This is a genomic window from Arthrobacter sp. E44 (assembly GCF_041877125.1).
Lineage (GTDB): Bacteria > Actinomycetota > Actinomycetes > Actinomycetales > Micrococcaceae > Arthrobacter.
The window spans coordinates 116,541-141,850 of sequence record NZ_JBHDJA010000002.1 but is presented as its reverse complement, the minus strand read 5'-3'; the positions used below and the strand labels follow the sequence as shown (position 1 = coordinate 141,850).

Annotated in this window: 24 protein-coding genes; 8 read left to right on the top strand and 16 right to left on the bottom strand. The window is 67.5% G+C overall.

Annotation, left to right across the window (positions count from 1 at the left end; all coding sequences use genetic code 11):
* Positions 1 to 237 precede the first annotated feature (237 nt).
* A complete protein-coding gene (pta, locus tag ACETK3_RS02795) occupies positions 238 to 2,361 on the top strand; it encodes a phosphate acetyltransferase (RefSeq protein WP_373992472.1) in 2,124 nt (707 codons plus the stop codon).
* 71 nt (positions 2,362 to 2,432) lie between these two features.
* Here the strand turns inward: pta and ACETK3_RS02790 are convergent, their stop codons facing one another.
* Both ACETK3_RS02790 and ACETK3_RS02785 read right to left on the bottom strand, forming a co-directional pair.
* On the bottom strand, positions 2,433 to 2,723 hold the full coding sequence (locus ACETK3_RS02790) for a hypothetical protein (RefSeq protein WP_142132762.1): 291 nt from the start codon (positions 2,721 to 2,723) through the stop codon (positions 2,433 to 2,435).
* Positions 2,724 to 2,994: 271 nt separating this feature from the next.
* Positions 2,995 to 3,174 (bottom strand): hypothetical protein, encoded by a 180-nt coding sequence (locus tag ACETK3_RS02785; RefSeq protein ID WP_373992471.1) that lies wholly within the window; start codon positions 3,172 to 3,174, stop codon positions 2,995 to 2,997.
* A gap of 208 nt (positions 3,175 to 3,382) precedes the next feature.
* Between ACETK3_RS02785 and ACETK3_RS02780 the strand changes: the two genes are divergently transcribed.
* The 3 genes from ACETK3_RS02780 to ACETK3_RS02770 are packed head-to-tail and all read left to right on the top strand — an operon-like array spanning position 3,383 to position 5,446.
* Positions 3,383 to 3,664, top strand: a complete 282-nt coding sequence (locus ACETK3_RS02780; protein ID WP_237428849.1) for a VOC family protein — start codon at positions 3,383 to 3,385, stop codon at positions 3,662 to 3,664.
* 55 nt (positions 3,665 to 3,719) lie between these two features.
* A complete protein-coding gene (locus ACETK3_RS02775; protein WP_237428848.1) occupies positions 3,720 to 4,880 on the top strand; it encodes an acetate kinase in 1,161 nt (386 codons plus the stop codon).
* A gap of 5 nt (positions 4,881 to 4,885) precedes the next feature.
* Positions 4,886 to 5,446: a GNAT family N-acetyltransferase gene (locus ACETK3_RS02770; RefSeq protein WP_237428847.1), complete on the top strand. Its 561-nt coding sequence runs from the start codon at positions 4,886 to 4,888 to the stop codon at positions 5,444 to 5,446.
* Positions 5,447 to 5,448: 2 nt separating this feature from the next.
* Here ACETK3_RS02770 and ACETK3_RS02765 read toward each other — a convergent pair whose 3' ends face one another.
* From ACETK3_RS02765 to ACETK3_RS02755, 3 genes are all read right to left on the bottom strand, one after another.
* A complete protein-coding gene (locus ACETK3_RS02765; protein ID WP_236799471.1) occupies positions 5,449 to 6,645 on the bottom strand; it encodes an NAD(P)/FAD-dependent oxidoreductase in 1,197 nt (398 codons plus the stop codon).
* Between the two features lie 4 nt (positions 6,646 to 6,649).
* Positions 6,650 to 6,856, bottom strand: coding sequence for a DUF2945 domain-containing protein (locus tag ACETK3_RS02760; protein ID WP_043452340.1), 207 nt, complete (start codon positions 6,854 to 6,856; stop codon positions 6,650 to 6,652).
* A 145-nt stretch (positions 6,857 to 7,001) separates the two neighbouring features.
* Entirely contained in the window at positions 7,002 to 9,218 is a 2,217-nt protein-coding gene (locus ACETK3_RS02755; protein ID WP_237428846.1) for a S9 family peptidase, read from the bottom strand.
* A gap of 157 nt (positions 9,219 to 9,375) precedes the next feature.
* Between ACETK3_RS02755 and ACETK3_RS02750 the strand changes: the two genes are divergently transcribed.
* The 3 genes from ACETK3_RS02750 to ACETK3_RS02740 all read left to right on the top strand — a co-directional run bounded on the left by ACETK3_RS02750 (position 9,376) and on the right by ACETK3_RS02740 (position 12,617).
* Positions 9,376 to 9,936, top strand: coding sequence for a hypothetical protein (locus ACETK3_RS02750; protein ID WP_237428845.1), 561 nt, complete (start codon positions 9,376 to 9,378; stop codon positions 9,934 to 9,936).
* A 12-nt stretch (positions 9,937 to 9,948) separates the two neighbouring features.
* Positions 9,949 to 11,565, top strand: a complete 1,617-nt coding sequence (locus ACETK3_RS02745; RefSeq protein WP_237428844.1) for an FAD-dependent monooxygenase — start codon at positions 9,949 to 9,951, stop codon at positions 11,563 to 11,565.
* Positions 11,566 to 12,194: 629 nt separating this feature from the next.
* Positions 12,195 to 12,617 (top strand): Hsp20/alpha crystallin family protein, encoded by a 423-nt coding sequence (locus ACETK3_RS02740; protein WP_236799465.1) that lies wholly within the window; start codon positions 12,195 to 12,197, stop codon positions 12,615 to 12,617.
* 220 nt (positions 12,618 to 12,837) lie between these two features.
* Here ACETK3_RS02740 and ACETK3_RS02735 read toward each other — a convergent pair whose 3' ends face one another.
* From ACETK3_RS02735 to ACETK3_RS02690, 10 genes are all read right to left on the bottom strand, one after another.
* Entirely contained in the window at positions 12,838 to 13,797 is a 960-nt protein-coding gene (locus ACETK3_RS02735; protein ID WP_237428843.1) for an NAD(P)H-hydrate dehydratase, read from the bottom strand.
* Positions 13,781 to 14,572, bottom strand: coding sequence for a histidine phosphatase family protein (locus tag ACETK3_RS02730; protein WP_236799463.1), 792 nt, complete (start codon positions 14,570 to 14,572; stop codon positions 13,781 to 13,783). Before ACETK3_RS02730 ends, ACETK3_RS02735 begins: the two co-directional genes overlap by 17 nt.
* A gap of 221 nt (positions 14,573 to 14,793) precedes the next feature.
* Positions 14,794 to 16,485, bottom strand: coding sequence for an alkaline phosphatase (locus ACETK3_RS02725; protein WP_237428842.1), 1,692 nt, complete (start codon positions 16,483 to 16,485; stop codon positions 14,794 to 14,796).
* An 87-nt stretch (positions 16,486 to 16,572) separates the two neighbouring features.
* Entirely contained in the window at positions 16,573 to 17,724 is a 1,152-nt protein-coding gene (locus tag ACETK3_RS02720; RefSeq protein WP_237428841.1) for an LCP family protein, read from the bottom strand.
* A 30-nt stretch (positions 17,725 to 17,754) separates the two neighbouring features.
* On the bottom strand, positions 17,755 to 18,912 hold the full coding sequence (locus ACETK3_RS02715) for an LCP family protein (RefSeq protein ID WP_236820382.1): 1,158 nt from the start codon (positions 18,910 to 18,912) through the stop codon (positions 17,755 to 17,757).
* 127 nt (positions 18,913 to 19,039) lie between these two features.
* Positions 19,040 to 19,705, bottom strand: coding sequence for a low molecular weight phosphatase family protein (locus ACETK3_RS02710; RefSeq protein WP_236799459.1), 666 nt, complete (start codon positions 19,703 to 19,705; stop codon positions 19,040 to 19,042).
* A 145-nt stretch (positions 19,706 to 19,850) separates the two neighbouring features.
* Positions 19,851 to 20,501, bottom strand: coding sequence for a DUF305 domain-containing protein (locus ACETK3_RS02705; RefSeq protein WP_237428840.1), 651 nt, complete (start codon positions 20,499 to 20,501; stop codon positions 19,851 to 19,853).
* A 57-nt stretch (positions 20,502 to 20,558) separates the two neighbouring features.
* Positions 20,559 to 21,065 (bottom strand): hypothetical protein, encoded by a 507-nt coding sequence (locus tag ACETK3_RS02700; protein WP_237428839.1) that lies wholly within the window; start codon positions 21,063 to 21,065, stop codon positions 20,559 to 20,561.
* Positions 21,066 to 21,097: 32 nt separating this feature from the next.
* Positions 21,098 to 23,284 carry a heavy metal translocating P-type ATPase gene (locus ACETK3_RS02695; RefSeq protein WP_237428838.1) on the bottom strand — a complete coding sequence of 729 codons (2,187 nt, stop codon included), beginning with the start codon at positions 23,282 to 23,284 and terminating at the stop codon, positions 21,098 to 21,100.
* An 81-nt stretch (positions 23,285 to 23,365) separates the two neighbouring features.
* Positions 23,366 to 23,722 (bottom strand): heavy-metal-associated domain-containing protein, encoded by a 357-nt coding sequence (locus ACETK3_RS02690; RefSeq protein WP_237428837.1) that lies wholly within the window; start codon positions 23,720 to 23,722, stop codon positions 23,366 to 23,368.
* 272 nt (positions 23,723 to 23,994) lie between these two features.
* Between ACETK3_RS02690 and ACETK3_RS02685 the strand changes: the two genes are divergently transcribed.
* The gene (locus ACETK3_RS02685) at positions 23,995 to 24,675 is read left to right on the top strand and encodes a PAS and ANTAR domain-containing protein (RefSeq protein WP_237428836.1); all 681 of its coding nucleotides are present in this window, start codon (positions 23,995 to 23,997) and stop codon (positions 24,673 to 24,675) included.
* Here the strand turns inward: ACETK3_RS02685 and ACETK3_RS02680 are convergent.
* Entirely contained in the window at positions 24,672 to 25,289 is a 618-nt protein-coding gene (locus tag ACETK3_RS02680) for a hypothetical protein (protein ID WP_237428835.1), read from the bottom strand. The two genes, ACETK3_RS02685 and ACETK3_RS02680, sit on opposite strands and share 4 nt — an antisense overlap.
* Between the last annotated feature and the right edge of the window lie 21 nt (positions 25,290 to 25,310).

The following is a 25,310-nucleotide window of genomic DNA, read 5'->3' as shown; positions in this document are numbered from 1 at the left end:
CACTTACATGGGTGGCCCAAACCGCCAAACGGGGGACACGCCGTCGTCCGCGGCGCGCCGCACGGTGGGGGTGGTAGCAACCGGGCGGGAACGCACGACGGCGGCCACCACCTTTCCGCGCGAAGTGGCACTTGGCGGCAGTCCCGGCGCTGAACACTGCCGAGAAGTGCCATTTCGCGGGGAGGGAAGTGCAAGGATGGGGGTACCGGCACCAGCAAGGACAGCAAAGGGCGGACCATGGCCAAAGGCATCTACGTCAGCGCAACAACTCCTGGATCAGGCAAGTCCCTGATCGCCCTCGGGCTGGCGGACACCCTGCACCGTCACGCGGACAGGATCGGCTTTTTCAAACCGGTAGTCCACGGGCCGTCGGCGGCCAATGACCCCATGGTGGCTTTGATGAAATCCCGGTTCGCGCTGGAGCATGAACGGTGCCGCGGCGGCCTGACCTACGACGAGGTCCGCACGCTGCTGGCCGAGGGGAACCGCGCAGAAATCGACGCCCGGTGCGTGGAGATCTTCGCGGAGATCGCACGCCACTGCGACGTGGTGATCGTGGAGGGGACCGACCTGGTGGGCCAGGACGCCGCCGTCGAATTCGACTTGAACGCCCGGCTGGCCAACAACCTCGCCACCCCTGTGGTGGCGGTGGTAGGCGCCAAGGGCCGCACCGTCAGTGAGACGGCCGCCGCCGTTGAAGTTGCCCGCAAGGAACTCGCCGCCGAGAAGTGCGCGCTGCTGGCCATCATGGTCAACCGCGCGGACGCTGATGACCTGGACGCCATCGCCGCCGCCCTGAAGCCGGGTGCCTCCGGCCGGCCGGTCTACATCCTGCCGGAGCTGGAGGAAATTGCCAGGCCCACCACCGGCGAGGTGGCCATGGCGCTGGGCGTGCGGCAGATCGCGGGTACGCCGGACATGGAGCGCGACGTCAAGGACATCAAGGTGGCCGCCATGAACGTGGGCAACTTCCTGAACGTGCTGGATGAGGGCGCGCTGGTGATCGTGCCGGGGGACCGCGCAGACGTGATGGTGGCCTGCCTGGCGTCCTCGTTCTCGCCCGAGTTTCCCGTGCCGTCTGCACTCATCCTCACCGGCGGCCTGGCCCCGGACGCCAACATCTACCCGCTCCTGGCCCAGGCGCCGTTCCCGGTGTTCGCGGCGGACGAGGACACGTACCAGACGGCCCGCCGGGTGTCCGAAGTGCGCAGCGAGATCTGGTCCGGGCACCGGCGCAAGGTGGCTTCCGCCCTGGGGCTGTGGTCCCGCCGGGTTGATGAGGCCGAACTGGTGGAGCGCCTGCACCTGCCGCGGGCGGAGCGGATGACGCCGCTGCGGTTCCTGCATGACCTCGTCGAGCGGGCCCGGGCGCAGCGCCGGCACGTGGTCCTGCCGGAAGGAACCGACGTCAGGATCCTGCGCGCGGCCGAGATCCTGCACCGCCGCGACGTCTGCGACCTGACCCTGCTGGGCCCCGAATCCGCCGTCCGGGAACTTGCTGCGGCAAACGGCATCGACCTGTCCGGTATCAGTGTCATCGATCCGGCCACGTCCGAGCTGCGGCTGAAGTTCGCCGAGAAGTACGCCGAGCTCCGGGCGCACAAGGGCGTGGACCTGCCCAAGGCCCTGGAAATCATGCAGGACGGAAGCTACTTCGGCACCATGATGGTTCAGCTGGGCGTGGTGGACGGCATGGTCTCCGGCGCCGCCCACACCACGGCGCACACCATCCGGCCGGCGCTCGAGTTCGTGAAGACCCGGGAGGGTGTGAAGATCGTGTCCTCGGTGTTCCTGATGCTCATGCCGGACCGGGTGCTGGTCTACGGCGACTGCGCTGTGAACCCCGATCCGAACGTGGAGCAGCTGGCGGACATCGCGCTCGCTTCAGCGGAGACCGCCGCGCAGTTCGGGGTGGAGCCCCGCGTGGCGATGCTGTCCTACTCGACCGGCGGTTCGGGCTTCGGCGAGGCGGTGGACGAGGTGCGGCAGGCCACCGAACTGGTGCGCCAACGCCGGCCGGACCTGGCCGTGGAAGGTCCCATCCAGTACGACGCAGCCGTGGACGCCTCGATCGCCGCATCCAAGATGCCCGGTTCCTCGGTGGCCGGGCAGGCCACCGTGTTCATCTTCCCGGACCTCAACACGGGCAACAACACCTACAAGGCCGTGCAGCAGAGCTCCGGTGCCGTCGCAGTTGGGCCGGTCCTGCAGGGGCTGCGGAAGCCGGTCAACGACCTCTCCCGCGGCTGCACGGTGGAGGACATCGTGAACACGGTGGCCATTACGGCCATCCAGGCGCAGGCCCAAAGCCCGGCGCAAGCCCAAAGTCTCCAGGCTCCAGCAGAGGCACCGGCCTCCTGAAGGACCACGCAGAAAAGTACGACGCCGGCACTTCGGAAAGTGCCGGCGTCGTACTTTTTGTCGGGGAACAGTCAGCTGTTGTCCGGCTTGGCCAGGCTCTCCGGGTCCTCCTGTTTGGCAGGCTCATCGGAGAGGCCCTGCGGGGTAAGGTCCAGGTCCTCCCGGTTCTCCGGGGCCTCCGGCGCTTCTCCCGTTTCGGCGGCCTTGAGGTGGCCGGTATCGTCCAGGGCCGGGTTGGCGCCCTCCACCCCCGTGGGATCGTCCTTGCTGCCGGAATCCGGCTGCGCGTTGAGTGGGGCGGTGCTGCTGGATCCCGTGTTGGTGGGGTCGTTCTCGTCGATCGAATTGGGCTCGTTCGTCATGGAATTGTCCTCTCGGCGTGGTCCAGCCTTGTTCGCCGACTCTATGCACAGGCTCCGTTGATCCGCAAGGAACCCACGGCGGAGTATCTGTGCCTGGAAAACCTGCCGCCACAAGCGGGTACGGGAAAGGTGCGCCCCGTTCGCTGAGCGCACCTTTTCGCTGTTCCGTTCGCAGCCGTTTCCGATCGGCTGCGTCCATAGTAAGCATACTGATAATAATTTTGGCAAGCTTCCCGTGCCGCTGCAGCGAAAGCCCTTTTAGCGCGGCAGGTCAGGACCAAAAGTCGGCCAGCTGCGCGCTGTCCTCCGGGAATTCGAGGCCCTCCGTGATTTTCCCGCCGGAGATACGGAAGACGAGGATTTCACGCTGGTCCAAGGTCTTGCCGTCGCGCTGCGAATGGGTGGTATGAATTCCAATTGCGTATTTGTCGCCCAGGGCCAAGTCCTCCACGTTCACCTTGATGGACCCGTTAGAGGGGGATTGGCCCCCAAAAAAGCGCCCCCTGAAGCCGGCGGTGACACGGACTGTCCCCTCCCGGGGTCATTGTGGGGCCCTCTGTCGGAGGGGTGGGCTAGCATCGCAGGCATGCCCGGTACAGCCATAACCACCGCCTTCATCCCCGTCCGGAACCCAGACCGCAGCCGACTGGTACAGCCGCATGCTCGGACTCACGGTGGGGCAAGCCAACAACTTCTCGGCCGTCCTCTCCGCCGCGGGAACGGCATCGGTGACCCTCATGGGGCCGGACAGCGGTATCAACGCCCAGCCCGGCCTTGCCTGGGCAACCTGCAACTTCCTGGTCGAGGACCTGGAGGGAGCCCGCGCCCGGCTCGCAGACAACGGGGTTGCCGTTGGCGCCATCACGGGCGCCCCGGACGTCTGCCTCTTCTTTACAGCCCAGGACCCTGACGGCAACACGCTGCTGCTGACCGACCGTTAGCCGCGCAACCTATAGTGGGGGTTGAACTGCAGACGCCAGGCTGAGGAGGCCCCGCATGCTCGTGCTCGTCATCAATTCCGGTTCGTCGTCACTGAAGTACCAGGTCCGGGACGTGGCCGCCGGGACCGTCCTCACCGAGGGGCTGATCGAGAAGATCGGCGTGGGCAACGGCGGCGGCGGGGATGGCGAATTGGTGGGCCCGCGGGACCATGCGGAGGCACTGGAGCAGGTGGACGCGGCCATCCACCAGGAACTGGGCGACCTGGAACTGGGGGCGGTGGGACACCGGGTGGTCCACGGCGGCGAGCGGTTCGCCGAGCCCGTCTTGGTGGACAACGAAATCACCCGTGCCATCGAACGGCTCAACCCCCTGGCCCCGCTGCACAACCCCGCCAACGTCCTGGGCATCCGCGCCATCACCAAGAAATGGCCCAAAATGCCTCAGGTTGCAGTCTTTGACACCGCCTTCCACCGCACCCTGCCCGAGTATGCCTGGCGGTACGCGGTCCCGGATGAGCTCTACACCAACCATGGCATCCGCCGCTACGGCTTCCACGGCACCTCCAACCAGTACGTTGCGCGCCGGTCGGCAGCGTTGTTGGACCTCCCCGTGGAGGAGTTCGACGGCGTGATCGCCCACCTGGGGAACGGCGCGTCCGTGACCGCGATCCGCGGCGGACGCTCCGTGGACACCTCCATGGGCTTCACCCCGCTCGAGGGCCTGGTGATGGGCACCCGCTCCGGCGACCTTGACCCCTCCATCCTGGTGTTCCTCGGCCGCGCCGGCTGGACGCCCGAGGACCTCGACACCATGCTGAACCGCGAGTCTGGTCTGAAAGGCCTTGCCGGGCACAACGACATGCGCTCCGTGGTGGAGGCCTCCGAGGCCGGCGACGAGCGCGCAGCCATGGCGCTCAGCGTGGCCTCCTACCGGCTGGCCAAGTACATCGGCGGCTATCACGTGGCGGTGGGCGGGGCCAAGGCGCTGGTGTTCACCGCAGGGATTGGCGAAAACTCACAGCACTTCCGGGCCCAGGTGGCGGACCGGCTGGGCGCTCTGGGCATAGAGCTCGACGGCGGCCTGAACGCCGAGCGGTCAAAGGAGCCGCGCGTGATATCCACGCAGTCCTCCGCGATTCCTGTCCTGGTGGTTCCCACTGACGAGGAGCGCGCCATCGCCGAGGCGACGGCCGCCGTCGTTTCCGCCAGCCGCTAAGACGCATGCCGGAGATTTCCCTTCCCATCCGCACTGACCGGCTGGTCCTGCGCCGGTTCGACGGCGGCGACCTGGAAGCCTTCCACGCCTACCACTCGCTGCCGGAGACCGCCCGGTACCTTCCCGGACCGGCCAAGACCTACACCCAGTCGATGGAGCGGGTGGGCCGGTACGCCAACTTTTCCTTCGAGAAGGAGGGGGACTGGGCGGCTCTCGCCATCGAAGCGGCGGATGAGCCCGGGCTGCAGGGCGAAGTGGTGCTCAAATGGCTGCCGGGACGCGGGCAGGGCGAAGTGGGCTGGACCCTGGCACCGGGTGCCCGCGGCAAGGGTTATGGAACGGAGGCCGCCCAGGCCGTCCTGCGCCTGGGTTTCGAGGAGCTGGGCATGCACCGGATTGAAGCCCGGCTGGACGAACTCAACAGTGCCTCGGCTTCACTCTGCGGCCGGCTGGGCATGCGGCTGGAAGCGCGGCACATCGATAAGTGGCACTACAAAGGCCAGTGGGCCACCGAGCTCATCTACTCGATCCTTGCCGATGAGTGGCGCATCGGCACCGCCGGCTAGCGTTACGCCCGTCCCTTGAGGATCAGGTTCCAGTAGATCTTCGGGAAGATGTCGCGGTCCAGCACCCAGGACAGCTTGCTTTCATTCCACGTGGGCAGCCGCGGGATGGTGGGCATGGGCCGGTACCGGTCGTCGAATTCGGCGAACACCACGGTGTCCCGTGACACGGTGAACGGACACACGGAGTAGCCGTTGTACTTGGCCCGCAGCGGCTTTCCTTTCCGGGCTGCCACCAGGTTCTTTGCCACCACCTTGACCTGCTTGCGCAGGGACCCGCCGGACTTGGAGTTGGTGGTGCCCGCGGCGTCGCCCAGGGACCACACGTTGGGGTACCGGAGGTGCCTGAGCGTCTGCCGGTCCACCTCCACGAAGCCGCCTGCGTCCCCCGCGGCGGGCAGGTCCGTGGCCTTGAGCCAGTCCGGGGCCGACTGCGGCGGAACGGCATTGAGGACGTCGTACGTCAGGTCCTCGGTGGTGTTGGCGGCGTTGTTCCGGATGGTGGCCCTGCGGCCGGCCGGGCTCACGGCCACCAGTTCGCTGTTGGTCCGCAGCTCGATTCCGTACTCGGCGATCTTGCGGTCCAGTTCCCGGTCCACCTCCGGCACCCCGAACACGGTGGGGTACGGCTGCACCATGACCACGCGGATTTTGTCCAGCACCCCCTGCCCGCGCCAGTAGTCACACGCGAGGTACATGGGTTTCTGCGCGGCGCCCCCGCATTTGATCGGCCCGGCCGGCATGGTGAAGACCGCCGTGCCGGAGCGCAGGGCGCTGAGCAGCGCCCAGGCCTTGGGGGCCAGTTCGAAGTCGTAGTGGGAGGCGCCGTACGGGGAATGGACGGCGTCGAGCAAGCCGGGCACGCGGTCCCAGTCGTACTGGAGCCCCGGGCACACCACCAGTTGCCCATAAGCTACCGAAGTCCCTGATCCGAGGGTGACCGTGTTGGCGTTCGCGTCCACGCCTACGGCAGCATCCCGGATCCAGGTGACGCCCTGGGGGATCACCGACTCCTGGCTCCGGACAGCCTCCTGGGCCTGTGCCCGCCCGCCGGCGATATGCGAGAACAGGGGCTGGAAGAGGTGGTGGTCCCGGGGCTCGACCACCGCCACGTCCTTGACGCCGTAGCGCTGCAGCCGGGCCGCCAGGGAGATCCCGGCATTGCCGCCGCCGATGATCACCACCTCGTGCTGGGCAGCCACGGCGCTACTTCTTCTCGGTCAGCGCGGACGCCTTGTGCGCTGCACGGGCGCCGGTCTTGTCCGATTCCACCACGTACTGTGGTTCGTCCTCGCTGGCCCGGTGGGTGTTGCCGTCGAGTTCGAAGTCGCTGGTTTTCTTCTCCACGATCCTGCCGTGCGTCTTGCCCTGTGAAGTGTTCCACTCCACGTGCGTTCCCTTGCTCAATGACATGCCTGCTCCTCTGGTATCCCGCCGGAAAACACGTGCCCCCCAATAGTAAGCATGGTTAGCTTTGCCAGGTGCGCGGGTGAACATCGATTGCTCCGTACCTGCCGTTTAGCGGGCCCAAAAGGACAACAACGGAGCAATCGATGGGCTACTTCAGGCCGGCGCCTGGCAGCAGTTCGGTGGCGCCCAGGGCGTCGGCGATGAACGCGTAGTCCCAGGCCCGTTCACGCCACTGCACGTAGCGGCCGGATGCGCCGCCGTGGCCGCCGTCCATCTCGATCTTCATGACAATGGGCTCGGACCCTGTGGTCCTGTTCCGCAGTTCCTGCACCCACTTGGCCGGTTCCACGTAGAGGACGCGGGTATCGTTGAAGGACGTCACCGCGGCGATTTTGGGGTAGGCCACCTCCCGCACGTTCTCGTAGGGGGAGTAGGACTTCATGTAGGCGTAGGCCTGGGGATCGGTGATCGGGTTGCCCCATTCCTCCCACTCCAGGGCGGACAGCGGCAGGTCCGGGTCAAGGATGCTGGTGAGCGGATCCACGAACGGCACCTGGGCCACGATGGCCGCGTACTTTTCCGGCGCCATGTTGGCCACGGCCCCCATGAGGAGTCCGCCAGCCGAACCACCCAGGGCGGCGATGCGGGAGGGATCCACCCAGCCCGAGCCGGCCAACCAGTCCGTGGCGTCCACGAAGTCCGTGAAGGTGTTCTTCTTGGTGAGCTTCTTGCCGTCCTCGTACCAGTGCCGCCCCAGCTCGCCGCCGCCGCGGATGTGCGCAATGACGAACACCACGCCGCGGTCCAGCAGCGACAGCCGGGCAATGCCGAAGCCCGGGTCCATGCTCATCTCATAGGAGCCGTACCCGTACACCAGGCCCGCCGCCGTCGAATCCTGCTTGACGGCCTTGTGCCGCAGGACCGACAGCGGGATCCGCGTGCCGTCGGCCGCCGTCGCCCACTCACGGGTGTTAACGTAGTCGCTGCCGTCGTAGCCGCCCAGCACGGGGCTTTCCTTGCGCAACAGCAGTTCGCCGGAGGGTCGCTCCGGGGTGGGCAGGACGAAGTCGTAGATCCGGGACGGCGTGAAGTAGGAGGTGTAGCCCAGCCGAATCACAGGTGCCTCATAGTCGGAGCCGCCCACGCCGGCGGTGTAGAGCTCCTCATCGAATGCCGGCTCCACGGGCTCCTGCTGCGCGGGCGTGCCAAGCCCGGCCAGCCCCAGCACCTGGACCCGCTCGATGGTGTCCTTGCGGATGGAAACGATCAGGTGCGTGGAAGTGACGCCCGCGCCGTTGACGCGCACGTCGTTGGAATGTTCGACGACGGTCTGCCAGGTCTGGTCAGCCAGCGGCCTTTCCAGCTCGGCCGGGTCCGCCAGGGAGACCATGGAGTTGATGGCGCCGCGGTTGTGCGTGAGCAGGATTTTTTCTTCGCCGTCGAGCAGGAAGGGCTCGGCTTCGTACAGGATCCGCTCGTCCCGGGAAATCACGGTGCTGACTGTTCCGGCGGGGTCGTCAAACCGGAGCAGCCTGGTTTCGCTGTACTCAGAGCACCCGATGCCCAGCACCAGGTGGCGCCGGTCAGCGGAAAGCTCGAAGCCCAGCCACATGGCGGGGTCGTCCTCCTGGTACACCACCGCGTCCTGGGCCACAGGGGTGCCCAGGACGTGGGACTTCACCTGATAGGGGCGCCAGGACTCGTCCACCACCGTGTAGAACAGGCGGGTGCCGTCCGGGGAGAAGGCAACACCGTAAAAGATGTTTTCGATGACGTCCGGCAGGAGCTCACCGGTGCGCAGGTCCTTGATCCGCAGCGTGAAACGTTCATCACCGGAGTTGTCCACGGCATAGGCGTAAAGGGTGCCGTCAACGGTGACGGCGGTTCCGCCTACGGAGAAGAACGGCTTGCCTTCGGCCTCCACGTTGCCGTCCAGCAGGATCTCTTCGCCGGGGATCTCCATGCCGGGTTCCACGGCCGGCGGGGTCCAGTCGGCCACCTTGTCCCCGGTGTCCTGTGCCTTCACCCGGCAGTGGATGCCGTACTCCTTGCCTTCGGCCGAGCGGCTGAAGTACCACCAGCCGTCCTTCCGGTGTGGGACGGAGAGGTCGGTTTCCTGGGTACGGCCCTTGATCTCCTGGAAGATGGCTTCGCGGAGCGGTTCCTGGTGCGCAGTGACGGCTTCCTGGTAGGCGTTCTCGGCCCGCAGGTGCTCCACGACCTCCGGCGACTCCTTGTCCCGCAGCCATTCGTAGTTGTCCACGAACGTCTCCCCGTGGTGGATGCGTTCGGTGGGGATCTTCTTGGCCACCGGGGGCGCCGGGATCGCAGTGCCGGTGGAATCCTGCAGGGAAGTGGAGGTCATGGATTCAATATATAGACCGCCCCCAAGAAGTCGGCAGGCCGTTCGCTGACGGGGGAGACGCCGCAGCCCTAAAGGGGCGAAAGACTCTGGAGCTTTGCGTCCACATCCCGGCAGGCTGGAGGGGCGCGGCAGGAAAGCGCAGGTAAAGGAGAACGCCATGACCCCCGAATCCGGTCCGGCTCCCCGGTCCAAGGCCTGGCTGGCGGTGGCCCACAGCGTCAGAACGTCCTGCGTCATGCTGGCGCGCCGGCAGGTGCACCTTCCCAAGGACAACGTGGGCCGGGTCCTGCGCTTCGCCGACGGAAGCACCTCGCGGGTCTACCGGGAGACCGCCGTCGACCGCCTGCCCGCCGAGCCCTGCGTGCTGGTGGTGGCGTTCACGCTGCGGCTGGTGCGGGGCCGGGCGCACCGCCTCTTCGAAGCGGAAAGCATCCTGAACACCCCGCTCTTCGTAGGGTTCCCGGGCTTTATCTCCAAACTCTGGTGCGCCCACGACACCTTCGGCGCCTATCGCGGGCTGTACGAGTGGGACGGCGCCGAGCGCGCCAGGAACTATGCGTCGGCCCTTTGGCGGGTCCTGGAACTGGTCAGCGTCTCCGGATCGATCAGCTACAAGGTGCTTCCCGGGCTGCGCCGCGAGGAGGTGCTGGCGGACCCGGCCAGGATTGCGGCCGCCGGAACCGACCACGCCTGGTGGCGGCTCCGCGTGAAAAAGTGACGGCCCGTGGGCATGCCAGGCAAGCAAGGGACGACGGCGGACACGGACGTTCTAGTGGTCGGCGCAGGTCCCGCCGGGCTCACCACCGCACTCCAGGCCCTTGCCCACGGCGCCACCGTGCGGGTGGTGGACCGGCGGGATCACCGGGTCCGCCCCTCACGGGCGCTCATGCTGCATGCCCGGGCACTGGAGGGACTCCGCCCGCTCGGTGTAACCGCTGGCCTGCTGGAGCGGGCGGACACTGCGCCTGAGGCACGGATCCACCTGGGGCGGCGGGTGGTTGAAGCACGGCTGGGGCACGCAGATCTTCCGGACACCGCCTTCCCGCACCTGACGCTGGTCCGGCAGGCCGACGTCGAGGAGGTCCTGTGGCAGGCGCTGCAGGACAGAGGCGTGATGGTGGACTGGGGTGTGGAGTTCCGTGGCCTGCACCAGGACAACGGCGGGTTGCAAGCGCTATCAAGCGGACTGGTCCGCGCCGAGCTCCAGGGAGCCCACGGGCCGGGGCATCACGTCTCCCGCTTTTTGGCCGGCTGCGATGGGCAGTCCAGCACCGTCCGCGGCATCACCGGCGCGCAGTGGCGCGGAGGCCCGTACCCCGTGGAGGCGGTCCTGGCCGACCTCGAACTCGATGGTGGCCTGGACCCCGGGCTGCTGCACGTTGCGGTGGGGCAGGCCGGGCTGGCCTTCCTCTTTGCCCTGGGCGAGGGGGCTACGTGGCGGATGCTGGCCACGCGTCCGGCGGTCCCGGATTCCGGCGCCCGCTTCGGCCAGCTGGGTCCGCCCATACCGCCGGAGGAGGTGGCGCAGCTGGTGAAGGACTCGGGCCTGGAGGCCAGCGTGCGGGAGGTGGGCTGGTCCGCCCGGGTCCCGCTGCAGCACCGGATTGCCAGCACCTTCGGGAGCAGCCCGGTCTTCCTGGCCGGCGACGCGGCGCATGCCCACTCCCCGGCGGGCGGCCAGGGCATGAACAACGGCATCCTGGACGCCCTCAACCTCGGCTGGAAACTCGGGTTCGCCTCGACCGCCGGCAGGCCGCTTCCGGAACTGCTGCAGACCTACGGGCAGGAGCGGCTGCCCGCGGCCCGGCGGGTGCTGGCGCTGACGCACCTGATCTTCTTCGGCGAAGCCTCGCCGCATCCGGCGGCACGCCTGGCCCGCAGCATCCTGCCGGCGTTCGCTCCGGTCATGCCGCTGCTCCTCCGCCGGCGGTGGCTCATCGCCAGGGGAGTCAGGCTGCTGGCCCAGCCGTTCGTGAACTACCGGAACAGCGCCATCTCGCGTGAGGGCACGCCCAAGGCCCGCGGGTGGCCGCGGCCCGGCAAACGGCTGCCCGATGCTCCGGCTGCGGTGGATGGACGCTCCGTCCGCCTGCATGAGCTGACCGCGGTGCCGGGACTCCACCTTTTGCTGGAGCGCGACGCCGGCCCAGTCGCGTTGGACGCCATCCCCGCCGTTGCGTCGATGGACAGCCAGCCCCGGCTGCTGCATGTCCACCGCCTCACCAGCCACCCCGGCACGGGAGTGGCCGGCATCAGGCCCGACGGCTACGTGGGCTTCCGCTGCGGCGAGGCGGACCCGGTCCAGCTCCGCGACTGGCTGCGGCTGGTCGGTGCCGTGCGGGACTAAGGCGCCCTCCCGCCGTCGTGATGCTCTATCAGTTATGGCTCCTAAAAGGGCCCTTTGGGGACCACATCTGATAGAGCAACGGGGGTAGTTGAGAAGGGGTTGCGGGCGTAGTCTGGTCAGTTCAAGGCACATCGCCCGGTGTGTGATTCGCCCAGTGTTTGATCCGATCAGCGTGAGAGGGGAATTTCCATGACCATCCCGCCAGTGCACGAACCTGAGCCATTTCCGCCCGAACCCGGTCCCGAGCCCACATCGCCGGATCCCACCCAGCCGCGGCCGCCCGGTCCGCCGTCCCCCAACCCGTTCCCGGCACCGCCGGCGCCCGGCCCGCTGCCGGTCCCGGATCCAGGTCCGGCGCCGCTTCGTCCCGACCCCACCAGGGACTGACCGAAAACCTTAAAACAGTGACTCGATGAAGGGCCTTCCGCGCAGCAGCAGCTGGGTGGAAGGCCCTTTTCCCTGGTGCCGTCGACTGCGGAGTCAGGCCCCGACGGGCAGAAAAATCACCCAAAAACCATGCAGGAACCCCTTGAAGACCTGCTGCTGCGGTGCTAAAAAATCTATATCAGCCAATACAGATCGGCTGATGTGGAAACGATGTTGGACCATCTCTTACGAGGAGGGAAGCCATGTTGATGCGCACCGATCCGTTCCGCGAACTGGACAGGCTGGCCCAGCAGGTCCTGGGTACCTCTGCACGCCCGGCGGCGATGCCGATGGATGCATGGCGTGAGGACCAGGAATTCGTCGTGGCCTTCGATCTGCCCGGCGTCGCTGTGGATTCGGTGGACCTGGACGTGGAACGGAACGTCCTGACGGTGCGGGCGGAACGGCCCGATCCCGTGGGCAAGGACACCGAACTGATCGCCAGTGAACGGCCGCGCGGCGTTTTCAGCCGGCAGCTGATCCTCGGCGACACGCTGGACACGGACAACGTCAAGGCCAGCTACGACGCCGGCGTCCTGACGTTGCGGATCCCGGTGGCCGAAAAGGCCAAGCCGCGCAAGATTGAGATTCAAACGAAGGGGGCAAAGCAGGAGATCTCCGCATAGCCGGCGCAGGGATCCCGCCAAGCGCAGGGACCCGAAGAGGTTCGGAAAAGGATCGGGAGGCGGCCAGATCTGTTGACTGCCTTTTTGGGGCGAATCGCCATCTGTGCAACGCCACAGCGCCAGACAGCGCATCGGCAGCTTAGGCCTCAACCTCCCGACACGGTGGCCCCCGGGTTTAGCCGGGGGCCATCCGCGTGCCCGGGTGTCCTGCCGCCGGGCGTTAGACGCTGAATTCCAGCATCAGGGCAGGCAGTTCGTCGGCCAGTTCGCGGGCCAGGAACCCGAGCGGTCCCAGCCTGACGGCCAAACGGTCCCCCGCGGCTGCGTGCAGGTGGGTGCCCCAGCAGGCCGCTTGGGCGCCGGTGGTTCCGCGGGCACGGAACCCGGCAATGGCTCCCGCCAGGACGTCGCCGCTGCCGGACGTACCCAGCCCGCCGTACCCCGTGGTGATTTTCCACAGCTCCGGCTCGTCCGGGTTCAGGCCGGGCGGCTGGGTGATCAGCCCCTGGCAGCTGACCACGGCGCCGAACCTGGCGGAGATCTCGGCCAGGTCCTTTTCGAGGTCATTCACCTCCCGCCCCAGCAGGACCTCCGCTTCCTTCGGGTTGGGGGTGAGGATCAGCCGGCCGCGCCAGGGGCCGAGTTGGTCCTCCAGGGGCACCAAGGCACCCAACGCGTAGGCATCAAGGACGACGGCGGGACCTTCCTTTGCGCCGGCGTCGCCTTGGGAGCCCCGGCCGGCGTCACCTTGGGCGCCGCTGTTGGATTCCTTATTCTGCCCGAGCAGCGCTTCCAGCAGTTCGCGGGCGAGGTCGGGATGGTCCAGGCCGGGCCCTACCAGGATGACGTCGGCCCGGTCCAGGTAGGAGGAAATGCGGTCCAGTTCCGGTTTGACGGAGCCGCCGGGAGTCTCCGGAAGGCCGATGGACCCGCACTCAGGCAGTGCCACCCCCAGCTGCACTGACACTGACTCGGCCACTGCCAGCGTGACTTTCCCGGCCCCGGCACGCAAGGCTGCGGTGCCGGCCAGAAGGGCTGCCCCCGGGGTGGCCCTGGCCCCGCCCACTACCAACACGGAGCCGCGTGAATACTTATCTTCGCCCGGCGCCGGCAGTGGCCACCCCCGCAGGAGCGTCGCCGTCACCAGCGTGGGCCCGGGTGCGTTATCGTGGGCGGACACTGGTGTCTCCCGCGTGCTGGGTGACCTCGACGCCCTGCTCGGCCAGATGGTCGGCCACGTTGAAGCTCTCCAGCGTCCACGGCCCCACCCCGGAGGGGCGGACAAACTTGGTCAGTGACGCGTTGAGGATGGCCTCCCTGGCTGCCAGGTCCAGCAGTTCCTTTTCGCTGAGCCCTTCCAGGACATACCGGAACAGCATGATTACCGCGTCGTGGCACACCAGCATGACCCGCTGGCCAAGGCCAAGGTTGTTCAGCTCGGCCAGGACGGACCGCAGCCGCAGCGCAACGTCCGCCCAGGATTCCCCTCCCGGTGGCCGGTAGTAGAGTTTGCCCAGCCAGTCACGGCGTTCGGATTCCTCGGGGTAGCGGTTTTCCACGCCCAGCCGCGTGAGCCGGTCCAGGATGCCCAGTTCGCGGTCGCGGAGCCGTTCGTCTATGCGCACCTGCACTGGCCAGCCTGCGGTTTCCACCGCGATCTCAGCCGTCTGGCGGGCACGCGCATACGGGGAGGACACCACCGTGTCAGGGCGGAACTCCTCCGCAATCCGTCCCAGTGCCATGCCCAGCGCCTTGGCCTGGTCCCTGCCGGTGCCGGACAGGTCCACGTCCGCATCCCGGGCGGGAACCTTGATGACCTCCACGCCGGCCTCGCGGGCCTCCGTGGCCGCAACGTTGCCTTCGCTCTCGCCATGGCGGATCAGCAGCAGTTCCACCGCCCCGGCCTGCTGGACGGCCTCCGTCAGGCCGTCGTCGTTTGCTGAAGTGTCCTTCAAGAAATCACCCCGTCCTCACCCTGCCAAATGCTGTGTCGAATGCAGGAACACTACCAACGGCGTACCCAGGGGCAGGCGCAAATAACGACGGCGGCGGCAGCGGACCATACGGCTCGACGCCCATTTTCCTCAGCGACGCGCAAAATCATCGACGCGCCCCGAATATCGGCGCGTCAGGGAATATGCGCGTCGCCAGTGGTTCTGCGCGTCGAGGGCAGGGCTTACCGTTCGGGCGTCAGGACCTTGGAGAACACCGTGGCACCGTTGGCGTTCCGGAGGCTGGCGGTGAAGCTGTTGTCCTCGCCCAGCTGGACGTGGCCGAAGAACTGGTTTTCGCCGTCGCGCGGCGATTCTCCGGCGAAGCGTCCGGTCTTTGCGAACACCACCTCGGGGCCGAAGGTGCCGTCCATGCTGTTGGGGCCGAAGGAGCCGGCGGCGATGGGCCCGGCCACGAACTCCCAGAAGGGTTCGAAGTCGGTGAAGGCAGCACGCTCGGGGGAGTAGTGGTGGGCGGCGCAGTAGTGCACATCGGCGGTGAGCCACACGGTGTTCTTGACGCCGTTGCGCTTGAAGGCGCTGAGCACTCCTGCGATTTCGAGTTCACGGCCCAGGGGAGCGCCGTTGTCCCGGTTGGACAGGCTCTCCTGGTTGACCGGGCCGTCCGGCACCACAATGCCCAGCGGCAGGTCGTTGGCAATCACCTTCCATGTCGCCTTGGACCTGGACACCTCGCGGATGAGCCAGTCCACCTGCTCCTGGCCAAGGATGTTGGTGGCGTAGGGTTCCTTGCCGTCCGTGTTGGGGGACTTGTAGGTGCGCATGTCCAGGCAGAAGATGTCCAGCTGCGGGCCCCGGGAGATCTTCCGGTAGATCCGGGCCGGCTGGTACTGCCCGGCATCATCGAACGTTCCGGGGCGCCAGATGGCCGAGCTGTCGGCGATGGGCATGTTTTCCTGCCAGGCCTGCCGGCCGCGGGCGGCAAGGGTGTTGACGTCCCGCACCGTGTAGCGGGAGTCGTCGATGATCTGGCCCGGATACCAGTTGTTGTGGGTCTCGTGGTCATCCCACTGGGCGATCACCGGAACGTCGGCAAACATGGCCCGCATGTTGGCGTCCATGGAGTTGTAGCGGTGGCGGCCGCGGAATTCGGTCAGCGTTTCGGCAACCTTGGACACCTCTTCCGTGACCAGGTTCCGCCACACCTGCCCGTCCTTTTCCACAACGGTTTCGGCGATGGGGCCGTCGGCGTAGATGGTGTCGCCGGAGTGGATGAAGAAGTCCGGGCGGGTCTGGTGCATGGCCCGGTAGCCACGCATCCCCCCGATTTCCTCGTTGATGCCCCAGCCCTGGCCCGCGGTGTCGCCGGTCCACACAAAGCTTTGCGCGGACGACGCCGGGACGTCGCCGCCGTTTGTGGTGTCGCCGGTGCGGCCCTTGCCGTTGACCGTCCCGGTGTCGGGGGCCGTGCGGAAGCTGCCGCGAACCGTCTCACTGGCCGCGCCGGCGTCGTCGTCGAAGCTGATCTCCAGCGCAAAACGCGTGTTGGACGGCAGGTTGCCGGCGTGGATTTTGGCAGTGAAGTCGGATGCCTGGGTGGCGCGGGGCCCGCGGAGGACCCGCTCAAAGGCGCCGCGCCCGCGCAGCACCTGGCCGCCGTCGTCCACTGCCCGCAGGACCGCCGTCATCCGGCCGGCTCCCGAGGCGCGCGACCACAGCACGGCCGAATCGGAGGTGACATCGCCGGTGGCGATGCCGCTGGGCAGTGTGAGCCGGTTGCGCACCAGGGCGACGCCGGCGGGAGACTGGGTGGCGGCCGTGGCGTTGGCGGCGGGCACGGAGGCCAGCGCGGCGGCGAGGACAGAACTCTTGACGATGGTGCGGCGGGAAACCCCTGCCGGGGAAGACTCGGTCATGTCCTCAGGGTTGCCCCGGCCGGTACACGGACTCTGGCGTCACGGTGAACGGGCGGCGAGCCGCGGCTGAACAGCGGGGGTTGCGCCCTATGGCTTCGCGAAGTCGCCGATCCGGCCCTCCCGGAGTGCTGCGCCCACGGCCGCGATGCCGCCATAGTCTGGAAACAGTACGGATTGTCCGGCCACGAAACCTGAACCCGCCGTCGGAAGCGTCATGGTGCCGATGGCGTTCACGTCCAGGTTCCGCAGGCTGTAAGCCAGAATGGCGGCCTGCACGGGGTCGAAGGCCTTATCCACGGTGAGGCAGCAGGAAGCGAAGTCGACCAGGGACCGAACCGTATTCACATCGTTGAGGGCACCTCCAGCCGTGAGGCGCGCCAGGATTGCGCGGAGCATGATCTGCTGGTCGCGGACCCGCTGGAAGTCGCCGTCGGCGAAGGCGTAGCGCTCGCGGGAAAACTCCAGCGCCGCCTGCCCGTCCAGGTGGTTCATGCCTGCGGGGAAGACGTGTTGGGTTTCAACGCTGGACTGGAAAGGGATGGGCACATTGACGTCGATTCCGCCCAGGCCGTCCACCAGGATTTTGAACCCGCCGAAGTCCAGCATCAGCGTGTGGTCGATGGTGATTCCCAGCAGTTGCTGCACGGTGGCAGTTTCCATGTCGATGCCGCCATACTGCAGGGCTGCATTGATCTTGGCGGCCCCGTAGCCGGGGATGTCCACCCAGTTGTCGCGGTTGATGGAGATGAGGTAAAGGTTCCGGCGGTCGGCCGGGACGTGAACCACCATCAGGGAGTCCGCCCGCTGGTCCTGGGCTTCGCCGGTGGCTGCCGTATGGGCGGCGGCGTCCCGCGCCGGCGTGCCGCCGCGGATGTCGCTGCCGATCACCAGGATGTTCATCGGAACTGCGGGCAGTTCCGGGATCGGGGGAGGCGGGGGCGGGGGAGCGGGAGCCGGCGGCGGCGTTTCGGAAGGAGTGGGCGTAGGCGTTGGGCTGGGCGTTTCGCTGGGCGGCTGGGTTTGGGTGGCTGCCGGTTGTGCCTCCTGGCCGGCGCGGTTCAGGCTGAAGACCGCGATGCCGGCTGCCGCCACAAGGGCCAGCACCACCAGTGCCACGATCCAGCGGCGGCGTCCCAGGGCAACCAGCCATCCGGGCCGGGGCGCGGATGGGCCTGTGGGCGGACCGGAATTGCCGGGGCCGACGGGACCGGACGGATCAGGACCGCCTGGGATGCTCATGACGCCTCCACCTCATTGTGACTGGTGGCATCAGTGTCCGTCCGGCAAGCCGTTATTGGCTACATAGTTGTCCAAACTGTCACCTGCCAGCGCATCGCCGATGTCTTTGATTGCCGTTTGGTTCGGAAGGACGATGGACTGGCCGTCCGCGGAGGTTCCGATCCCCAGGGTGGGAAGGGTAAACATTTCCATGTCGTCCGCACGCACGTTGCGCAGTTCCAAGGCCAGGTTTGCCAGGGCCGCTGCGTTAAGTCCGCTGTCCACGCTGATGAACGGCGACATGGCAGTGACTACGTTATGCACCTTCACCGGGTTCAGAAGGGTTTCCGGGCTGAGGTTCTTGGCGAAAAGCGCCCGCACGAAAGCCTGCTGGTTGCGCACCCGCTGGTAATCGCCATCGGTGAAGGAGTAGCGCTCGCGGACGAACTCCAGGGCGTGCTTGCCGTCCAGCAGGGTACGCCCCTGCTGGTAGGAGAATTTGTCGTGCGCGGAAACGAAGGACCGGGGGATGTCCACCTCAACCCCGCCGAGGGCATCCGTGAGGCCAACAAAGCCCTCAAAGTCGACCATGGCCACGTGGTCCACGCGCTCGTTGAACATGGTCTCCACCGTCTGCACCATGAGGGGGACGCCCCCGTAGGCGAGGGCTGAATTGATCTTTGCCCTCCCGTGACCCGGAATGTCCACCCACAGGTCGCGCATCAGGGAGATGGCGAAGATTTTGGATCGGTCCGCGGGAATGTGCACCAGCATGAGGGTGTCAGCGCGCTGATCCGAGCTGCTGCCGGATTCAGCCTTGCCAACCGTTGCCCCGCGGCTGTCGCTGCCCATCACCAGGATGTTCAGCGCCTGCCCGCCGGGTGCCTGGGCAGGGGCGGCTGCTGCGGGCCCTGCTGCGGGCCCGGCCGCCGCACCAGTGCCGGTGCCTTCGGCCGGTGTTACGCCGGACGGCGCAGCGGAACGCGGCTGAGGGCGGTTGGACTCGGACGGGAATGGATTGTCAATGACCTTCGCCTGTGAATCGTACGCACGGCCGAGGCTGAAAAGGTACGTACCGGCTGCGGCGGCTATCAGGATCGCTGCGGCGAGCAGCACCAGCAGCGCGGTCCGCAACGGGTGCCGACGGCGTTTGGACCGCTCAACAACGCGGACGGCGCCGGTACTGCGAAGCTTCGCCTGGGTGCTCATTTCGGAAAATTAGCACCGGAAAAAATGCCTTACATCGGGGAAATCCACAGAAAAACCGCACTCTGTTCCACACCAGCCGGCAGGCCCGAGACCAGACGCCGGATGGGTGGAGCCTCTGCGGCAGGACCTACAGTTGGGCGGCGTCCGGGCTCACGGGCGCGTTCAGGCGGGCGTGGCGCAGGATGGAGACGATCGCCGGAGCCAGCTGGTCCTCCATCTCCCGGTAGACCTCGGGCGAGCGGCGGTAGGGGTCCACGATGTCATTTTCGGCGGGGTCGGCGGGAAGCGAGAGGTGCCGCACCCCGGCGGCGCGGGCTGGCAGCCCGCGCCAAAAGGCGGCGTTGGCAGCCAGCCGGGACTCGTCGTCGGACGCTGCTTCCTGGGGGCCGGCGGGCTGGGTGTCATTTTCGGCGGCCCGCTGGTCCAGGACATTCAGCATCCGGGCGAACTCGCGGATGGTGAAGGTCCGTTTGAGCAGGGACGCGTCCAGCTGCAGGACCTCGCCGCGGTGCCCGGACGTCATGGTGAGCACCAGGTCCACGCCGCGCAGGATTGTGGGGGTGAGCTGCCGGGCAGCGAAGCCTTCGGGATTCCCGCCGAAGGTCCGCACGATGTCCGCCGAGATGGGCTGCATGGGCTGGCCCACCAGGGCGCGGGTCCCGGCGCTGGAGACTTCGAAACCGCCGGGCACTACTTGGTCAAGCCCCGCCTGCAGCAGCCGTTCGGCCACGGGCGACCGGCAGATGTTGCCGGTGCAGACGGTCAGGATTCGTACTGGTGCGGAAGTGTCCAAGGAGATTTTCTCTTTTCCCAGCTGGCGGCGGTCCGGTGGGGCCCGTGCCCTTCAACTTAACATGCGACGCCGCGGCGGCGGCTCCCACACCGGGTGCCGCCACCGCGTCGTTCACATTCCCGCCAGGTCGGCGGGCTGTCCCACGCTAGAGCGTGGCCAGCAGCTGCTTCATCTGCATGATCTCCGTCTGCTGCGCGTCCACGATCTCGTGGCCCAGCTTCACGGCTTCAGGGGATTTGCCGGCGCTGATCTCCTGCTGGGCCATGTCGATGGCGCCCTCGTGATGGCCGATCATCTGCTCCAGGAAAAGCCGCGCAGCGTCGGTGCCGGTGGCCGACTTGAGCTTGTCGATCCCTGCGTCGTCCACCATGCCGGTCATGCCATGGCCGGTGTGGTCGTTCATCATGGTGGGTGCGTTCCACCCCTGGAGCCAGCCGGTCATCTGCTCGATCTCGGGGGCCTGCGCCGCCTTGATCTTGCTGGCAAGCGCAGTCACTTCCGCCGGGACGCCCTGCTTGTCCAGGATGATGCCGCTCATCTCCACCGCCTGGGCGTGGTGCGGGATCATCATCTGGGCAAACATGATGTCGGCCTGGTTGTGGTCGGCATCCGCGGTGGGCGTCGTGCCCCCGCTGGACATGGCCCCGGAGCTGGGCATCGTGCTCGACATGGGGCCGGAGTTCCCGTGGTCCATGGGCATGCTGTTGCCCGATCCGGCGTTGCCGGCGCAGCCTGCCAGGCCGAGCGAGGCCGCCAGGGCAGCAGCAATGGACAGGGTCTTGATGGTGGTGTTCATGGTTGTCTTTCAGGGGAGTGGGTGAACTGGGCCGCGATGGATGTGGCGCAGTCCGGATTACGTCCGGCTGATCGACAGGTCGCAGGGTGTGGGGCTGGGCGGCAGGTAGCCGTAGCCGGCGCCCGCGGTGCTACCGGGGGCGCGAGGTGCAGGAATCGCGGCGGGGGATGCCTGGGGTGGGGAAAGGGTGACCGGGCTGCCGGGCGCAGAGGGGACACAGGGCGCGCCCGATTCCTGGGCGCCCGGGCAGGAATCGCCGCAGGCGGGCGAGGCAAGGGCTGGCGCGTCCGGAGTGGAGGAGCCGGGGCGCTCGCCGGCATGGCCGCCGGCAGCAGCGGAATGCGCGACGGCGGTGTGGCTGGGGGAGTGCCCGGCGCTGTGCGATGGGTGGGCGGACGCCACAGGAGAAGCCGGACTGTGGGAAATCATGACCTGCAGGCCGGACCCGTGCGAGCCATGCCCGGAGGTGAGCACGTGCATGCCCAGCAGCCCTGCGATGACGGCCAGGGCAGCGGCCAGCAGCCAGGCACAGCGAAGGAGGGACGCCACGGCGCGGGTGGTCATGGCCGTCCCTCCTTTCAATGTGCCTGGAATGTTCAACGTACCTCGGACGGGTTCAGTTTCAGGCGCCGGAGGAGCTGGGCGTTCAGTGCCACCACCACGGTGGACGCGGACATCAGCACCGCCCCTGCTGCGGGCGACAGCACCACCCCGGCGAATGCCAGGACACCGGCAGCCAATGGCACGGACAGGACGTTGTAGCCGGTGGCCCACACCAGGTTCTGCCACATCTTCCGGTAGCTGGCACGGGATAGGTCAACCATGGACAGCACGGCCCGCGGATCGTTTCCGGCCAGCACCACGCCGGCGGATTCCACTGCCACGTCGGTTCCGGCGCCGATGGCGATGCCCACCTCGGCACGGGCCAGCGCGGGTGAGTCGTTGACGCCGTCGCCCACCATGGCCACCCTCAGGCCGCGGCCCTGTAGCTCGGCCACTTTCTTGTCCTTGTCCGCGGGCAGGACCTCGGCGAACACCTCGTCGATGTCCAGATCCGCGGCCACGGCCTTGGCCACCTGGTGCGCGTCACCGGTAACCATGGCCACCTTGACCCCGCGCCGCTGCAGGGCAGCAACAGCCTGCCGGGACTCCGGCCGCACCGCATCCTCCATGCTGACGGCGCCCAGGACGTTGCCGTCGTCGACAACGTGCAGGACCGCTGCCCCGCGGTCCATCCAGGCTTTGGTGCTCCCCGCCAGGGAGGCCGGTTCCACGACGCCGAGCTCGCGCAGGAGCGCCGGCCCGCCCACATGCACCGTACGGCCTTCCACGTTGGCGCGGACGCCGCGGCCCGTCAGCGAGGTGAAGCCGGTGGCCGGAGCCAGCGCCAGGTTCCGTGCCTTCGCAGCGCGGACGATGGCCCGTGCCACGGGGTGTTCACTGTCGGACTCCACGGCGGCGGCGAGGGCAAGCACCGCGTCCGGATCTGCTCCTTCAGCTACGGCAACGTCCTTCAGCTCCGGCTCGCCGGTGGTCAGGGTGCCGGTCTTGTCGAACAGGACCACATCGATGGTCCGCATCCGTTCCAGCGCCATCCGGTTCTTGATCAGGACGCCGGCCCGCGCCGCCTGCTCGGTGGAAATGGCGATCACCAGAGGGATGGCCAGGCCAAGGGCGTGCGGGCAGGCAATGACCAGTACGGTGACGGTCCGGGTCACGGCGTCCGGGACACTTCCCATCAGCGTCCAGGCGATGAAGGTGAGGACCCCGGCGCCGGCGGCAAAGTAGAAGAGGAAGGCTGCGGCACGGTCCGCCAGGGCCTGTGCGCGTGATGATGAGGCCTGTGCTTCCTCCACCAGCCGCTGGATCCCGGCCAGGGCGGTCTGGTCGCCAACGGCCGTGACCCGGACGCGGACGCTGCTGTCCGTGGCAACGGTTCCGGCCACCACGGGATCGCCTGCGCCACGCGCCACGGTCTTGGATTCACCGGTGATCATGGACTCGTCGAACTCGGCCTGGCCGTCCACCACGTTTCCGTCAGCGGGCATGCGGGCTCCGGGACGCACCAGGACCAGGTCCCCGGCGTTGAGTTCGGACACGGGAACGGTCTCGGTGCCGCTGTCGGTGATGCGCTCGGCTTCGTCCGGCAGCAGCGCGGCGAGGGCATCAAGGGCGCCCTGCGCGGATCCGAGGGCACGCATTTCGATCCAGTGCCCCAGCAGCATGATGGCCACCAGCAGGGCCAGCTCCCACCAGAAGTCCAGGTCGAAGCCGCCGATGCCCAGGCTGGTGACCCAGGAGGCGGCGAAGGCCACCGTGATGGCCATGGCAATCAGCAGCATCATTCCGGGGGTGCGGTCTTTGAGCTCCTGCAGGCCGCCCTTGAGGAACGGCTGGCCGCCGTAGAGGAAAATCGCGGTGCCCAGGACCGGGGGGATCCAGGCGGAGCCGGGGAACTCCGGCGGCATGTAGCCCAGCAGGTGGGCCATCATGGGGCTGAAGTAGACCACGGGAATGGACAGGGCCAGCGTCAGCCAGAATCTGTTCTTGAACATGGCCGTGCTGTGCCCCGCGTGCTGGCCGTGCGTGTGGATGGTGTGGTCGTCGTCGTGCTGGCCGTGTCCGGCGTGCTGCGGGTGTCCGGTGTGCCCGGCGCTGTGTGCAGGGGGCTCCGTGAGCGTCCCCCCGGGCGGCTGGGGGTGGTCATGCCCGCCTCCCTGGTGGTGCACGGCGGGGTGGTCCTGCGTGCCGTGCTGGTCCTGCATATCGTGGTGATCCTGCATGGTTCCTCCTTGGAGGCAATCGCTGCCCGGCTTTACCCGGGGCTGCGGAAAAATGTTGGGAGCGCAGGGGCGCGGCCCGTATCAGGCCAGGGCGTAACCGGCGGCAGCCACGGCCTGGCGGACGTCGGCTTCGGACGCCCGGCCGGTCACGGCAAGCCGGGAGCGGCCGCCCGGCACCAGGTCAACCGAGGCGGAGGTTACGCCCGGAACGGCGAAGACAGCCGTTTCGACAGACCGGACGCAGTGCCCGCAGGTCATGCCTTCCACTGCAAAGCTGCGCTGCGCGGAAGCGTCCGCGTCGGCATTTACGACGGCGGCCGGAGGCTCCTGCGGGGCGGTCGCGGGGAGGATGCTGGCCGGCTCCACCGAGTGGGTTGGGGCGCAGCAGCTGCAGCCGGAGGATGCGAGGGGGAGCTGGGGACGGTTCCCGCTGTTCATGTCAGTTCCAATCCGTTGAGGGAATCAAGGGGCGCTGGGGTTGAACGGCTGTGAAAGGCTGGTGCTGGTGCGCCGGCCGGGACATACCACTTCACTGACAACACCGCCAATATACCCCCTGGGGGTATAAAGGTCAAGGACTCTAGCGCATTTCACGCGCGACTTCCATGGGACCTCCCGCACTACCTTCTGTTGCGCAACGCGACCATACTGGAAGGAGCGGGGACAGAGCCGGACCGCTGGGGGCTGGCCATTGCACGGGAGGTGGACCTGTGACGGAGCTGAGCGATTTGTACACGTATTCGAGTGCCCTCGGAGACAGCGAAAGCGATGCCGGTACCTTCCGCGTGGACATTGAGCCCTCCGGTCCAACCTTCCAGTGGTCGGACGGGATGTTCCGGCTGCACGGATACCAGCGCGGCGAGGTTGTCCCCACGCTGGAACTGATCTTTGCCCACAAGCATCCTGATGACCGCGAGCGGTGCGAGGAGATTGTGCAGCAGGTTTCCGCCACAGGCGGCTTCTTCTGCATGTATCACCGGATTGTGGACGCCCGGGGGAAGACGCGGCGTGTGGTGACCTCCGGCGAGGCGGTCTTGAGCGCCGACGGAGCAGTGCTGGCGCTCGAAGGCGTAACGGTAGACCTCAGCCGCACCCTGCAGCGCGAAACCGAACAAACGGCCCGGGACGCCGTCGCGCGAGCAACGGCAACCCGGACCGTGATCGACCAGGCCCGGGGCATCCTCATGGGCCAGCTGAGACTTGGCTCCGATGACGCGTTCCAGATGCTGGTGAGCACCAGCAGCCACCGGAACGTCAAGCTGGTGGTAGTGGCGGCGGAACTGGTGCAGTTGGCCAACTCCGCGGAGGCACGGACCTACCTGGACCGTGCCGTGCGGGCCATCCAACTGCACGGCCGGGCGAACCACGCGGGGGACCGCCGCGCGGGCTAGTGGTGCTCCACCCAGCAGGCAAGGATGGTTGTGGAGAGCTGGTATGCCAAGGCGCCGCGGGTGATGGCATCCGGTCCAACCGCAGGTGGAAGCGCCGATGCGTTCACCTGCAGCACAAAGTTGTCCTTTTGGAAAACGGCGGAACCGGCTGCAGTTTCATAGGCGGGAAAGCCCAGGTTGGCCAGCCCCTCAATGGGGGAGGCGTCTGTGGCAAGGGCTTGCATGGCGTCGAAATAAGCCCGCGCCCTCGCTTGGTCGGGCGCCTCCTGCACGGTAATCACCAGTGCACCTTCGGTTAGATGGTAGGTGCAGGTGAAGGTGCCGTTGGCCCAGCTGCTTACCGTGTGCGGTTTCCGGTCGAGCGACAGGATGCTGGTCAGCCGTTCCATCGGCTGGTCCCCGCATACCATCCTGGCGGCCGCGCTGGGGCCTCCGGGGCTGGTTTCGGGAACAGCTGTATCGGTGCCATGGTGGCCGGCATGGGCCGCCGCCGTTGAGCCGGCGGGGCCGGGGGGCGCCGCTGGAAGGGCCTGCCCGGCTGATCCCGCCGCAGCACAGCCGGTGAGCAGCAGCGACAGCGCCAGGGTTGCCAGCAGGGGAGCACGGTTCTTCATGACGATCCGTCCTGGCCGCCG

What these genes read in the sequence shown, in the direction of transcription:
- pta (WP_373992472.1), top strand. Translation starts at nt 238, where the DNA reads ATGGCCAAAGGCATCTACGTCAGCGCAACAACTCCTGGATCAGGCAAG.
- ACETK3_RS02780 (WP_237428849.1), top strand. Translation starts at nt 3,383, where the DNA reads ATGCTCGGACTCACGGTGGGGCAAGCCAACAACTTCTCGGCCGTCCTC.
- ACETK3_RS02715 (WP_236820382.1), bottom strand. Translation starts at nt 18,912, where the DNA reads ATGAGCACCCAGGCGAAGCTTCGCAGTACCGGCGCCGTCCGCGTTGTT.
- ACETK3_RS02745 (WP_237428844.1), top strand. Translation starts at nt 9,949, where the DNA reads ATGCCAGGCAAGCAAGGGACGACGGCGGACACGGACGTTCTAGTGGTC.
- ACETK3_RS02725 (WP_237428842.1), bottom strand. Translation starts at nt 16,485, where the DNA reads ATGACCGAGTCTTCCCCGGCAGGGGTTTCCCGCCGCACCATCGTCAAG.
- ACETK3_RS02790 (WP_142132762.1), bottom strand. Translation starts at nt 2,723, where the DNA reads ATGACGAACGAGCCCAATTCGATCGACGAGAACGACCCCACCAACACG.
- ACETK3_RS02680 (WP_237428835.1), bottom strand. Translation starts at nt 25,289, where the DNA reads ATGAAGAACCGTGCTCCCCTGCTGGCAACCCTGGCGCTGTCGCTGCTG.
- ACETK3_RS02755 (WP_237428846.1), bottom strand. Translation starts at nt 9,218, where the DNA reads ATGACCTCCACTTCCCTGCAGGATTCCACCGGCACTGCGATCCCGGCG.
- ACETK3_RS02740 (WP_236799465.1), top strand. Translation starts at nt 12,195, where the DNA reads ATGTTGATGCGCACCGATCCGTTCCGCGAACTGGACAGGCTGGCCCAG.
- ACETK3_RS02720 (WP_237428841.1), bottom strand. Translation starts at nt 17,724, where the DNA reads ATGAGCATCCCAGGCGGTCCTGATCCGTCCGGTCCCGTCGGCCCCGGC.
- ACETK3_RS02760 (WP_043452340.1), bottom strand. Translation starts at nt 6,856, where the DNA reads ATGTCATTGAGCAAGGGAACGCACGTGGAGTGGAACACTTCACAGGGC.
- ACETK3_RS02695 (WP_237428838.1), bottom strand. Translation starts at nt 23,284, where the DNA reads ATGCAGGATCACCACGATATGCAGGACCAGCACGGCACGCAGGACCAC.
- ACETK3_RS02690 (WP_237428837.1), bottom strand. Translation starts at nt 23,722, where the DNA reads ATGAACAGCGGGAACCGTCCCCAGCTCCCCCTCGCATCCTCCGGCTGC.
- ACETK3_RS02705 (WP_237428840.1), bottom strand. Translation starts at nt 20,501, where the DNA reads ATGAACACCACCATCAAGACCCTGTCCATTGCTGCTGCCCTGGCGGCC.
- ACETK3_RS02750 (WP_237428845.1), top strand. Translation starts at nt 9,376, where the DNA reads ATGACCCCCGAATCCGGTCCGGCTCCCCGGTCCAAGGCCTGGCTGGCG.
- ACETK3_RS02700 (WP_237428839.1), bottom strand. Translation starts at nt 21,065, where the DNA reads ATGACCACCCGCGCCGTGGCGTCCCTCCTTCGCTGTGCCTGGCTGCTG.
- ACETK3_RS02775 (WP_237428848.1), top strand. Translation starts at nt 3,720, where the DNA reads ATGCTCGTGCTCGTCATCAATTCCGGTTCGTCGTCACTGAAGTACCAG.
- ACETK3_RS02770 (WP_237428847.1), top strand. Translation starts at nt 4,886, where the DNA reads ATGCCGGAGATTTCCCTTCCCATCCGCACTGACCGGCTGGTCCTGCGC.